The organism is Flavilitoribacter nigricans DSM 23189 = NBRC 102662 (assembly GCF_002646595.1).
In the GTDB taxonomy this organism is placed as follows: Bacteria; Bacteroidota; Bacteroidia; order Chitinophagales; family Saprospiraceae; genus Flavilitoribacter; species Flavilitoribacter nigricans.
In genome coordinates this window covers 109,228-122,398 of record NZ_PDUD01000030.1, presented here as the reverse complement: position 1 = coordinate 122,398, position 13,171 = coordinate 109,228, and the positions used below count along the sequence as shown (strand labels likewise).

Below are 13,171 nucleotides of genomic sequence, written 5' to 3'. Positions count from 1 at the left end.
CTTTTGTAAATAGGTCGATAAGCAGGAAAGAGATCATTTCACTTTTTTACCGTTGAGTTCCTGTCCACCCTGAAAAAGTGTCAGGCTTTCGACTTTACCGTCCTTGACCATGAATTGTACCTGTGCGTTCACTACTTTGAGGTAGAATTCCGTTTCGGATTTGGCGTATAATGCAAATTTCTCCTGGCCGGTAGCCTGCCCGAATAGCTGCGGGCCCTCCCGGCTAATGACTATATTGAAGCCCGGTTGCAACTGATAAGTTCCGACATAGGTTTGCAAAGTAGCTTTGTCAACGGTTACTTCCTCCAATTCCGGTTTAGCGCCCATCTTAGCCAGCATGTCGACGGCATTGCTGTTAGCGGGATTAAGTTTTAACGATTGCTGGTAGTTTTTGATGGCCGCTTCGTTCTGTCCGTCCTTCATCAGCGCTTCTCCGTAGCTGTCGTATACGTTAGAAGATTCCGGAAAAGCATCCGTGTTGATCTTGAACACCGCAACGGCTGCCGGAGTATTACCACTTTCCAAGTAGTAATAGCCGAGATTATTTATTTCATTTTCATTGAGATCATAAGATTTCAGATCTGTCTTTTTAATCCGCATATAAGTCGGCCAGGCATCTTCGGCACCTTCCGCCTCAATGGCATTTTTGACAGTCACTGCCAGAGATTTTTTCACTTCGATTAGTTCCGCCCCGGGATTAAGCAGATGAAAACCGATATCATCGGCTCCTTTGGTAGAGTTGGTGAGTACCACAACGCCTTTACCGGATTCATTCACAAAACCCGCAAAAGTCCGGTACCCTCCGGTGCCTCCGTTGTGCCAGATCACGTCCCCTTCCGAACCTTCGGTAATATGCCATCCCAGTCCCACCCGGTTATTGCCGGCTTTATCGTGCCGGGCCTGGTGGGACAGTTGCATTGCCGGGTAAAGATCACTCTTTTGCAGCCCCAGATTGGCCGATAGATAAAGGAGCATATCGTGGAGCGAGCTGCGAATGGCTCCGGCGCCGGCCAGTGTGGGGATGTCCCAGTTAGACACTGGTCTACCCATGCGGTGGCCCGGGGCCAACTGTTCCCGCTGGGATGGGTTCAGGGTGATAGTGGTTTCCTGCAGGCCGAGTGGCTTCGCGATCTTTTCGAGCATCAATTCCTCGTAGGATTTCGCAGCGCTTCTCGCCAGTACATGGCCCAGAAGGCCCTGGGCCAGATTTGAGTATTCGTATTCCGAACCTATCTCCCGACGCAGCTGATGATTCTTTAAGAAATGGTACATCTGCTCTACGGTATAGTCGGCGTAGGGATTGGCCCTGTCCGCCGGTTCCATGTTATCCGGCAACCGGGTAAGCGAGGACGTATGATCCGACAAATGCCCCAAAGTAATGTATTGCTCTCCCCACATTGGCATCGTTACGGATTCCGGTAGGTATTTCTTAACCGGATCATCCAGTTCCATTTTACCTTCTTTTACCATTTGAGCCAATAAAATTCCTGTGAAAGTTTTCGAAATAGAGCCGATCTCGTAGATGGTATGTTCATCGACAGCTTCTCCGCCAATGGTAGCAGTACCGAAAGTATAATACCGAGGTCCGTCGGCGTCGATCACCCCAATTGCGATACTGGGACTGTAACCATTATCGATCCGGGCCTGAATATTTTTGACAACCTCATCGGACAGGTCGGTTTGGGCACAGAGTAAGGATTGTAAACAAAAGAACAGTAATAGGAAAGCGTATCTCATTTTACACAATTTAGGGTTAATCAGGATAGCTGATAACACGCACACGCTTGCAACGGGCGGTTGGAGATTCAGCCTATAAAGGGTTGTTTTTATAAAGGTACAACCCCTCTGGTCAATTGTGGTGAATGAGATCCGGAAAGGAAAAATAAAAATTGGAAGCAAAAAAAATCCTTCGTTCCGGATTAGACACCGAGACGAAGGATGATGATAAGATTTATACCTAATTCGTGTTTAGGATACCTGGGGGTATTTAGCTTTGACGAACATGAACAGGCCGTACAACAAAAGGCCTAATGCTACCAGAGCCACTAAAATAGTGCCCATGGTCTGTCCGCCCAGATATTCAAGTACGCCTTCAACGCCCCGGTATTGGGAAGGATCACTGGTGAGTGCAACGCGGCCGAGGAAATAAGCCATAATACCGTATACTACCGACCGGCTAATGAAACCGGCTTTTCCGAAGTTGCGATACAATTGACGTTCCTGACTACTTACACCGGTGTGATTAATATCTTCCATATATTTCTCTTTCAGGCCTTTATTCAATTGATAAATACCGACACCGACCAGAATCAGTGCGATAATACCGACCACGATCTGGCCCCAGGACTCCTGTAGGATCTGTCCCAGCATATCCTGTTTTGAACTACCACCGGAACTACTGCCGGTAAGCAGAGTAATGGCGTAAACGCCGAGCAATCCGTAGGCGGTACCACTGGCGGCATAGCCCGTACGCTTGACCAGACCTTCGGCATCGTTGCCTTCGTTGCCGGTATCTTCCAGCGATTTAATCCAGCGCCAGGCACAGTAAGAAAATAAACCGATTGCGATCAGCACCAACAGGATCTGACCAAAGGGCTGATTCTGGATCCAGCGGATAACATCCTTCATCCCACCGGGACCGGAAGCTTCTCCGATCACAGCGGCCAGCGCCACTCCGCCCAAAGCAGAATAAACCACACCTTTCGCTATATGTCCAAAAATGTAAAAATTTCGTTTCCAGTCGTTTGATAAAGTAGCTACAGTACTCATATAATATATTTAGATCAGTAAAGGGAATAAGCATTTGTCACTTTTATAACCATTATTTTAAGGCAACATGTTCGTTATCAATTGAATCGATCTTTCCATCTGCTTTGAAATCAAATTTTTCTTAAAAAAATATATACCTGCCGGAACTATCCAACAGGGTCTTACAGTTGTAATGTTCGAAATAAATAATCAACCTACTTCGATGATCTTTATGCAATATCATATCAGCTTTTTTCCTGCTCAGGAACAACTATCCGGTGGTCTGCTACCGGAGGGGCTGGATCAATATGGTATGGAACCGGTCCTCCCGGATTTTCATGATCATCGCTATCCCGAAAGGTTCTAACAACCTCGTGCTTTTTGCCCGCGGTTGTGGAAAACAACTGCGGCAAAACCATTTTCATTTTCTCTTAGTTTTCGCTCGTAGTCTGTTTTTTTCCAAGATCATTTCGGACCTATTTAGTATTCAGGTGGCGTAGTTCAATGGTAGAGCAGGGGATTGTCTATCCTCAAGTTACGGGTTCGAATCTCGTCGTCACCGCTGATTATGCAGGAGTAGCTTAATGGCCAGAGCGCGCGGTTTGGGACCGTGTAGGTATTCGTTCGAATCGGATCTCTTGCACTTTGAGGATCATTCGCAGCCATGCGATCATTGCAATTGTGAGTCATTAACGGTGGATCTAGTTTATCGGGTAAAACACCAGATTGTGGTTCTAGAGAACAGGGTTCGAGTCCCGGGTTCACCCAAGCGTCATGTGCGGATGTGTTGAAGTGTTGATGTGTGAAGGTTAGTAGTTGAAAACTGATGGGATCAACGCCTACCAACATGCAAACTTTAGCACCTTAACACATCAACACGTTGAGAATTGGCAATCAAGCTCTCGGGGTGAGAGCGTCCCGTTGAAGCCGGGAAGGGCAGGGTTCGACACCCGGGTTGCCACTAATATTGCGGAGTGTCCGAAGTTGGTATCGGGGAAGTCTCATAAGCTTCTGCCTTTGTGCCTCGTGGGTTCGAGTCCCATCTCCGCGACTATACTGACGTAAAAGTAGTTTGGACTTCCCAAACCACTTTGCGTCGAGTATAAATACGGGAAAGTAGCGCGTAACTGGTAGCGTCCCGGACTGTAAATTCGGTGCCTTAACTGGCCTTGCAGGTTCAAATCCTGTCTTTCCCCCAAATTGGATTACCATACCGGATCGCCCTGGTGGCCGTCAAATGGTAAACAGCATCTTAATAATCTACCTCAGTAGCCCAATTGGAAGAGGCGTCCCGCTCAGACCGGGGATGTTGGGGGTTCGAATCCCTCCTGAGGTACACTGCGGGAAACTGCATGATTGCCCGGTCGTCTAACGGCTAAGACACCTGGTTTTGAGCCAGGGAATGCAAGTTCGATCCTTGCCCGGGTTGCTGAGCGTTATTAAGAATTGCTTGTGTAACATATTGCTCCCGTCGTCTAACGGCTTAGGATACCTGACTTTCTATCAGGCGATACGGGTTCGATTCCCGTCGGGAGTGCAGATTAAGGCAGCTTTAATTAAAAAAGTACCGAGCTTCCTGATTTACAATATTCTTCAATATCAATATGTGCTGCACTCAACTTGGTTTAATCCTTCAGAACTAAACCGATTTTCTATTAGTACAGATTGAAAAGCTAATGTTTGGTCTATAATAGAATGATTCGGATTTATAACATTAAACTCAAAAAAGGTTGAACAGGGCGCTTTAGGACCGCAAAAACCTGCCTATCTTCATCATTAATCAAATGATAATATTTAATGGAATCTAACGGATGGGTTTCACTGCCTATAGCTTTGATTCGCTATTTTTTTCTAACATTTTTATTTCGATCTCGGCCCAAAAGGACGAGCTAAAATTGAAATTATAAAAAGCATTGCACTATCTGTCTATGCTTTCAGTAATTGCGGCATAGCCGATATACTTACGGTTATTTGATTTTTATGGACCCACAATCGAAGAAAAATTTGGAGTTTGAATTCGTTCGAATATTCGTTAAATCTTTGAATCCAGATTTAAAAGATGCTGTAAAAGAATTTGAAGAACCTGATGCAATTATCCAAATTAATCCTCTAACTGGAATTGAAGTGACCCAAGTTTTTAACCAAGCGCAAGAAGGTGAGCTTCGGGTAAAGTTTGAGGGAAGTTGGGAGCGCATTATAAGTAATGCCACAAGTATTTGGAATACAATTGGGCTACCCTCTGCTCACGTATCAGTTTATTTCTCAGGAAATTACTATGTGTCTAAAAATAATTCATGGGTGGTCGCAGAGAATTTGGTTAATTTCATAGCTAATCACATACCGCAAAAAGGTGCATATTATAATTCGTCAGATTCAATGAATATTGAACGCTTTGGCATTACACGTTTTTCTATCGAAAGGATCATAAATTATGATAAAGTAGTTTGGAGCTATAATGATTCGATATGGGTGCCAAATCTAGAAATAGATTCTATTCAAGAAGCGATCGACAAAAAGGAGGCAAAAAGAAATTCTTACCTTAAAAGTTGCAAAAAGATATGGTTACTCCTTGTATTAAATAGCAGAAAGGGATCTGGAAGTTTTGAGATTAGAAAAGAGGTTATTAGACATATATATGACTTTGCATTTGACCGAGTCTTTATTTTCGAATCTCTGACACAAAAATATTTTGAACTTCATAATGAGGTATCATATAATAGCCTCTAGCCACTCAGTCATTGCTGTAGGTGCGACCGATTGTCTAGCGGAACTTAGTCAAAAAAAATGATTTACCACACATCCAATAAGGAAATTTCTCGCATCAACTTATGGAAAGTTGACGATGACACTTTTAGGATCATTGAGTACGATAAGTTGATGCCAATCATGACCGGTTCAGATTATACCATTGTCAGCAAAGAATTAGTTGTTGCTTTTGAGGAGCTTCTCGCAGATGAAGTCGAAATAAGACCAATAAAAATCATTCGAAAGTCTACAAATGAAGAATGGAACGGATTTTATGAGTTAATCATAAAAGAACATATCGATCCTGAAAAGATCAAAATAACCAACGAAAATGAGCGAAGTGTATGGCAGTACCACTATCAGCTATTTGTTTCAGAAACTTTGAAAAATAAAATTGAATCAGAAATTAGAGGAGCATTTGAGTTTTCCGAAGGATTTAGCCTATTCATATAGGGATGCGTAGATACGGAATAAGAGTTGGCCCACAGGCTGATCTTTTCTTGAAGAAACGGCCCCCGGATGAAATCCCAAAAAGATGAGGATTCCATCCGGAGGATTAACGGCCGTCAGGCCCCCATCGACTTGAGGGCATTCACAAATACATCCAATTCTTTCGGCGTGGTGTAGATATTAGGCGTGATCCGGCAGCCACGTACGCCGGGGCGGTTGATCGCAACCGTCCAGATCCGGTGTTTTTTCATAAGGGTGTCCGCCAGTTCGGCCGGCTCCATGCCTTTGACCCCTACGTTGGCGATACCGCAGGAGCGGTGCGGTTCTACGGGCGTATTGACTTCAATGTGCGGCAGATCGCGGACCTGTTTGGTCCAGTATTGCTGCAGGTAGCGCAGCCGGGCTTCCTTCCGGTCGGGCCCGAGGCGCTGGTGATATTCCACCGCGTTTCCGATGGCGAGATCCGTATGTACCGGATGGGTGCCGAGGTGATTCAATCGCAAGATATCATCGTCTTTGCGTCCCATCTCGGCAAACAGGGGCCAGATGCCGGGTACCTTACCTTTCTTGACGTACAGCATACCGGCGCCGAGGGGGACGCTGAGCCATTTATGCAGGCTGGTCCCGTAATAATCGCAATCCAGATCGCGCATGTTGAAATTGATGTGGCCAAAAGCGTGGGCACCGTCCACCATGACGTCGACCCCCTTGCTGTGGGCCATATCACAGATCTTGCGAATGGGCAGCACCTGTCCGGTGATGTTAACCAGGTGGCAGACCATCAGCAGCCGGGTTTTGTCGGTAATAGCATTGGCGTAGAGTTCTACGATCTCGCCGTCCGAACGGGGATGATTGGGGACCGAAACTTTTTTATTGACTACCCCGTGACGTTGCGCCTGCAGCTCAAACATATCCAGCATGGCACCGTAATCCTGGAGGGCCATAACGGCTTCATCCCCGGCCTGCCAGTGTTGTCCGCCGATGATCAGGTCGAGCGATTCGGTCGTATTGCGGGTGATGACCACCTCTTCCGGATCGCAGCCGGCCAGTTCGGCCAGTTTGGCGCTCATTGCTTTTTTGTTGTCCCACTGCACTGTGCGCATATAGTAAGAGCCCTGGTAATTGATCTCCCGCACGTGGTGGATGAAATTCTCCAGCGTTTCCTGCGGAACAAAGCAGTAATAACCATTTTCCAGGTTGATGTAATCGGGTTTGAGACGATAGCCGCTGCGGATCTGCGCCCAGAAAGTTTCATCCTGAGCGGCTGCGTCCGGGCTAAGATGGGCGATGCCGTCCACCAGTTCATCCAGCTTGGTAAACAGAGCCGGAGAGCCAACACTCAGGGCGGTAAATTTTTTGAGAAATGTTCGTTTATTCATACTAATCCTGATTTGTGCGCTTGCCGGGTTATACGTAGACGGAGCGACGGTAATTCACCGGCAACGCTTAATAATGTACCTGGATGGAAGATACAAATTAATCCTTTAGCCGAACGGCTTAACACGCCTGGTAGACGTCATTGCATAAGCATTTCGGTAACCGGATTAGTACGTCGAAATAGGTGGGTAATCAGAATTGAAAAGTACATAAAGAGAATGGGTGTCTGAAGACCATTAATCCAACTGCGCCTGCATTTTTAAAAACATCTCCCGGTGGGCCGGCTGGTTGCCCCCGAACCAGGGGCCGATCTTACGGATGCTCCAGGGTTTGGGAATGGCATAGCTGAAACTCAGGTTACCGTATTCGTAATAGACGGTATCTGATGCCCATTTGATCTCAGCGTGCAGCGGCCGGTTAACGGGAATCTGCAGTACCGGCCCCGTAACGAAACGACCTTCTTTGGGGTTGATGTAAGCGGTAACTTCAATGGTATTTGCTGTGGCGGCCGGACGCCATCCGAGCATCACGGAATGAGTGGAGTTACTGTTGAAAAAATTGGTCATGCCTCCGATCTTGTTCCAGTCGTAGATATCCCTTCCGCCGGTATAGTCGGTATCCTCCTGACTCCACCAACAGGAGGGTGTGAACGTCAGATCGGCGGTATAATGATCCGCCCCGAAATGAGGCGCCGGAAAATCATTCGGACGAAAATCGTGATTGCCGGCCTCCACCCGGTATTCCGTCCAGTCTTCTTCCTGGACAGGTACCAGAAACAGCAACAATAGTGCGGCTATTACTGCTGCTTCTGATCCGTACCGAATGAGGTGATGCATAATGCTTTTGATTGCTCCCCGTGGGAAAGGAATAGGAATTAAAAATTAAAAGCTGGTTAGCATTCCCGGGAAACATCAGAATATTAGTACTCATACTGTGCATCTAATTTCCGGAATCTATTCCATCTTGATCACCTTTTGAACAGTGGACTGCCGGCCCCGGTTCAACTCCAATAAATACATCCCTCCCGGTAGAGCAGAGAGGTCTAGTTGAAGGTTTGATCTGGTCAGGTGATCTTCTTCCATGATCACCCGCCCGCGCAGATCGAGCAACCGCACCTGTACTCGTTCATTGAGATGCTCATCGAAACTGACAGTCAGGAGCTGCACTACCGGATTAGGGAAAATTCGAACCCCAAAGGCTTCCGGATCAAGCGTAGGTACCAGACACTGCGCATCGCCGGCCCCAAGCACATTGAGTTGTAGCGTTCGAATGGTACGACAGGTGCCGGAATCATAAAGCGTATCGACGTATAAGCCGGCTTCGCCGTAGCCGTAGAGACTGTCTCCCGCGCAGATGGCTGTATCCACAGCAATGGTCTCCAACGGTATTCTGTGGTAGTTGACCGTAACGATAGAGTCACAGCCATTACTGGCGATAAAGGTGGAGATTTCAGTGGTCGTTTCCGGAGGGCCCTGTAGGGTTTCATCGCAAACAGTGATATCGAGCGTGCTTTGATGGACGGGGGTTAAACTCAGTACCAGTGTTCGGATAGAATCGCAGCCATTGCTCCCAATAAAAGTATCGGTATAAGTGCCGGGCGCAGCGTAACCCTCCAGGCTTTCCCCTTCACAGATCTCGCGCTCTATGGTAGTGCTGACCGGTGACAAAACGGTAAGTTGTAAGGTACGGATCGAATCGCAACCACTGGCTGCGATAAAAATATCTCTATACATTCCGGATGCATCGTATCCCTCCAGGCTTTCACCGGCACAAATTTCCCGACTGATGGTCGTGCTGATGTTGTCATTGACCGTGAGGACAAGTATTCTGGTGGAATCACATCCATTAGCTGCAGTGAAGGTATCGGTATAAGTGCCGGACGCATCGTATCCCTCGACATTCCCGCCGGCGCAGATCTCCCGACTGATGGTGGTACTGATATTTTCATTGACCGTGAGGACAAGTATTCTTGTGGAATCACATCCATTAGCTGCAGTAAAGGTATCGGTATAAGTGCCAGACGCATCGTATCCCTCGACATTCCCACCGGCGCAGATCTCCCGACTGATGGTCGTGCTGATGTTATCGTTGACCGTGAGGACAAGTATTCTTGTGGAATCACATCCATTGGCTGCAGTGAAAGTATCGGTGTAAGTACCGGACGCGTTGTATCCTTCTACGTTTCCACCGGCGCAGATCTCCCGACTGATGGTCGTGCTGACGTTATCGTTGACAATTAGGACAAGTGTTCGGGTGGAATCACATCCATTAGCTGCAGTAAAGGTATCGGTATAGGTGCCGGAAGCATCGTATCCCTCGACATTTCCACCGACACAAATTTCCCGACTGATGGTGGTACTGATATTTTCATTGACCGTGAGGACAAGTATTCTTGTGGAATCACATCCATTAGCTGCAGTAAAGGTATCGGTATAGGTGCCGGAAGCATCGTATCCCTCGACATTTCCACCGGCGCAAATTTCGCGGCTGATGGTGGTGCTGATATTATCGTTGACGGTGAGTACGAGTGTTCTGGTAGAATCACATCCATTGGCTGCAGTGAAGGTGTCGGTATAAGTACCGGAAGCGGCATATCCCTCGACGTTTCCACCGGCGCAAATTTCGCGGCTGATGGTGGTGCTGATGTTGTCATTGACGGTCAGAACAAGGGTTCTGGTAGAATCACACCCATTAGCTGCAGTAAAGGTATCTGTATAGGTACCGGACGCATCGTATCCCTCGACATTTCCACCAGCGCAGATCTCTCGATTGATAGTGGTGGTAATATTATCGTTGACAATTAGGACAAGTGTCCGGGTAGAATCACAACCATTAGCTGCAGTGAAAGTGTCGGTATAGGTGCCGGAAGCATCGTATCCCTCGACGTTTCCACCGATACATATCTCCCGATTGATGGTGGTACTGATATTATCGTTGACAGTGAGCACGAGTGTTCTGGTGGAATCGCATCCATTGACTGCGGTGAAAGTGTCAGTATACGTACCGGAAGTGTCGTATCCCTCGACGTTTTCACCAGCGCAAATCTCCCGGCTGATGGTCGTGCTGATATTATTGTTGATGGTGAGCAAGAGCGTTCTGGTTGAATCACATCCATTGGCTGCGGTGAAAGTGTCAGTATACGTTCCGGACGCATCGTATCCTTCGACGTTTCCACCGGCGCAGATTTCCCGACTGATGGTGGTGCTGATATTCTCGTTGACAGTGAGCACTAGTGTTCTGGTGGAATCACACCCATTAGCTGCAGTAAAGGTATCGGTATAAGTACCGGAAGCATCGTATCCCTCGACGTTTCCACCGGCGCAGATCTCCCGACTGATGGTCGTGCTGATGTTATCTTTGACGGTCAGCACGAGCGTTCTGATGGAATCACAGCCATTAGCTGCGGTAAAAGTGTCGATATAGGTACCGGAAACGGTATACCCTTCGATATTTCCACCAGCACAGATTTCCCGGTTAATGGTGGCGCTACTGGATTCCAAAACGGTCAGGATCAGCGTTCGGGTCGAGTCACAACCGTTGATGGTGGTGAATTGATCCACATAAGTTCCGCTGGTGGCGTATCCCTCAAAGGTTTCCCCCGCGCAGATAGTTTGTTGGATCTCCTCCCGCAGTTCGGTGCAAATGTAGGACACAAAGGTATTGATCACTTCGTTGGTCACGATGGGTTCGTTTCGATCAAAATAAATATTGGCCTGGTTGGTGATCTGGGCCCCTTCTTCCAGGTCCGCCAGCCTATTGATCCGGAACAGGACATAACCCTGACTACCTTCTAGGTTGGTGGTACTGTCCGGTAGTAAGATATCATCAAAAAAGAAGGTTAGCGTACGATCGGCGATCTCCGCGCGGTAACGATGACTGGCACTCACCACCTGGAAAGAACTAATATCCAGCAACGGATGCAATTCGTCTGTGATCCGAATATTGAAAGCCGTATCATTACCGGTATTTTGGAACCGGATCAGGTATTCCAATTCCTCTTCCTCAAAAAGCGTGAGATAATCCGGACCGTAGCCGACGGGGTCGACCTGTTTATCGTTCGGATCGAAGGAACAGCGGAGCAGAGAACGATAGTTATCCGTTTGACTGATAATATTAGCGGCATCCTGTATCCGGGCTTTAAAGGTGAGTGAATCTCCGATGAACTGAGCGGTAGGCATGTGTAGAAAAAATTCTATTTTCCTTTTTTCCAAAGGCGCCAGCCCGGAAAAATCCCAGGTTAAGGTTGGGCCGTCCATACTCGACGGAGGAATGGCCGCGGATACGAATTCGGTGCGATCGTCAATATTCAGTTCGATACTACCGTCGGTAGTGGCGTCGCCGGTGTTTTCGTAAATGAGCGAAAAACGAACCTCGTTATCACAGCGGGTGATACTACTGAACAGAGAAATGTCAAAATTTTTGGTGCCACCTGTAAAATTGAAAGCGAAGTCGACTCCGGTTAGTTGTTGTCCGTTGGCTATTTCAATAGTTTTGGGTTCCTCCTCTGCAGACTGAATATTGTTATCAAAAAAGCTGGCTTCCATTTGGTAAGTACCCACCGGTAGGGTAATCGAATAATCACCCTCTTCATTGGTGAAAACCTCAAAGTCAAAATCCGGACTGGTGATCCTCGCATTAGCTAAAGCCGGCTCCCCTGCGTCTCGTTGCTTATTACCGTTAAGATCGATAAAGGCAGTGCCCGCTACGTTGAAATCCTGGGCAAGATTTTCTATCCATGAAAATTTGCCCTGGTATTGGTAGACAATATCATCCCAACCATCATGGTCGATATCACCTTTAGAGACTTGTGATGCCTGCGTCTGATAATGTTGAAAGCTGGAGTTAAGAACATTGTTCGGGTCAAAAAAAGTGACTTCCAGAAATTCCGAATCAAAACCAAAGTTGACATGCACCTGGTCCTTAATACCATCCTTATTAAAATCGTAGAAAAAATAGTCTTCGGAAAGCGTTACAGAGGATCCGGTTACACTGGAAAGCGTACCATTTGCCAATTTATTGATGCGGTAATTCCCGGATTCCTGACCGGGAGGAATGTAGTAGCCTACGATCAGGGAATCATTGAGGAAAGTCGAATTAGGAGCAATACCTTGCTTTCGGGTGACGGAAGTTTCATTAACGAAATTTGCGTTACCATCGTTAAATCGGATAGAATAGGTGCCATCCCGATCAATTAGCATATCCGCCAGACCATCTTTATTGAGGTCCTGCATAAATATCATCGTGAATGTTAGATCCGTAAGTTCTGCTCTGATCGAAAAATTGCCGGCACCGTCGGTGTTTTCCAGTAGGATGGGGGTAGCGGTGCGACGGTAAAGAATATCTATGTCACCGTCCTGATCCATATCTTCCAGATGAAAAACCGGGTTAGAATAGACCTGGTCCCCCTCCGGGTAGTAGAAGGTATGCTGGGATTCGAATCGGTCCTGTTTCCCATTCCCCGCTTCAAAATATTTCATCCAGGTCACAAAAGCATCTTCGGAGGCCTCACTGAAAAGAATGAGGTCTTCAAGTCCGTCTCCGTCCAGATCTGCGTGTGTGATGTGCTCTATGGGAAGCTCAAAGGTGTTGGACTCTACAATTTGCCATCTATCCTTATCACTATTGAAAGGAGGGCGATTAATAAGACCAGTAAAGACAGAATCCTTTACCGTCAGTATATCATCGTTGCCATCAGCAGTAATATCGAAAAACACGAACTTTTCCGGTGAAAGCCAACTCAGGTCGAACAAGGATTGTGGTTGTCCAAACTGTTGCCCCAAAACTGGAAGTGAAAGCACCAAAGAAAACAGAGCGGTATACCCATACCGCCGGAGTGGTAAAGAAAAGGTCA

At 47.1% G+C, this 13,171-nt stretch carries 7 protein-coding genes and 8 tRNA genes; 10 read left to right on the top strand and 5 right to left on the bottom strand.

All coding sequences use genetic code 11. The features are described 5' to 3' along the window. Positions 1–33: 33 nt before the first annotated feature. Complete coding sequence (locus tag CRP01_RS25705) at positions 34–1,737, bottom strand: serine hydrolase (protein ID WP_099152980.1); 1,704 nt, start codon at positions 1,735–1,737, stop codon at positions 34–36. A 231-nt stretch (positions 1,738–1,968) separates the two neighbouring features. Then, entirely contained in the window at positions 1,969–2,769 is an 801-nt protein-coding gene (locus CRP01_RS25700; RefSeq protein ID WP_099152979.1) for a DUF1206 domain-containing protein, read from the bottom strand. 469 nt (positions 2,770–3,238) lie between these two features. Between CRP01_RS25700 and CRP01_RS25690 the strand changes: the two genes are divergently transcribed. The 10 genes from CRP01_RS25690 to CRP01_RS25645 all read left to right on the top strand — a co-directional run bounded on the left by CRP01_RS25690 (position 3,239) and on the right by CRP01_RS25645 (position 5,946). Then, positions 3,239–3,310: transfer RNA gene (locus tag CRP01_RS25690), tRNA-Asp, on the top strand. Between the two features lie 8 nt (positions 3,311–3,318). Next, positions 3,319–3,391 (top strand) — tRNA-Pro (locus CRP01_RS25685). A gap of 51 nt (positions 3,392–3,442) precedes the next feature. Further along, positions 3,443–3,515 (top strand) — tRNA-His (locus CRP01_RS25680). Positions 3,516–3,716: 201 nt separating this feature from the next. Beyond that, positions 3,717–3,799, top strand: a tRNA-Met gene (locus CRP01_RS25675). Between the two features lie 59 nt (positions 3,800–3,858). Beyond that, a tRNA-Tyr gene (locus CRP01_RS25670) sits at positions 3,859–3,944 on the top strand. Between the two features lie 66 nt (positions 3,945–4,010). Further along, positions 4,011–4,084: transfer RNA gene (locus CRP01_RS25665), tRNA-Leu, on the top strand. Between the two features lie 22 nt (positions 4,085–4,106). Next, positions 4,107–4,177, top strand: a tRNA-Gln gene (locus tag CRP01_RS25660). A 35-nt stretch (positions 4,178–4,212) separates the two neighbouring features. Further along, positions 4,213–4,285 (top strand) — tRNA-Glu (locus CRP01_RS25655). Positions 4,286–4,788: 503 nt separating this feature from the next. Beyond that, positions 4,789–5,475: a hypothetical protein gene (locus CRP01_RS25650; RefSeq protein WP_143473535.1), complete on the top strand. Its 687-nt coding sequence runs from the start codon at positions 4,789–4,791 to the stop codon at positions 5,473–5,475. Positions 5,476–5,532: 57 nt separating this feature from the next. Then, the gene (locus CRP01_RS25645; RefSeq protein ID WP_099152976.1) at positions 5,533–5,946 is read left to right on the top strand and encodes a hypothetical protein; all 414 of its coding nucleotides are present in this window, start codon (positions 5,533–5,535) and stop codon (positions 5,944–5,946) included. Positions 5,947–6,059: 113 nt separating this feature from the next. On the opposite strand, the gene CRP01_RS25640 is transcribed toward CRP01_RS25645, so the two are convergent. The 3 genes from CRP01_RS25640 to CRP01_RS25630 form a co-directional block, all read right to left on the bottom strand. Continuing rightward, positions 6,060–7,322, bottom strand: coding sequence for an aminotransferase class V-fold PLP-dependent enzyme (locus CRP01_RS25640; protein ID WP_099152975.1), 1,263 nt, complete (start codon positions 7,320–7,322; stop codon positions 6,060–6,062). Between the two features lie 234 nt (positions 7,323–7,556). Continuing rightward, positions 7,557–8,156 carry a hypothetical protein gene (locus CRP01_RS25635; RefSeq protein ID WP_143473534.1) on the bottom strand — a complete coding sequence of 200 codons (600 nt, stop codon included), beginning with the start codon at positions 8,154–8,156 and terminating at the stop codon, positions 7,557–7,559. Between the two features lie 117 nt (positions 8,157–8,273). Further along, on the bottom strand, positions 8,274–13,070 hold the full coding sequence (locus CRP01_RS25630; protein ID WP_170110539.1) for a T9SS type A sorting domain-containing protein: 4,797 nt from the start codon (positions 13,068–13,070) through the stop codon (positions 8,274–8,276). Between the last annotated feature and the right edge of the window lie 101 nt (positions 13,071–13,171).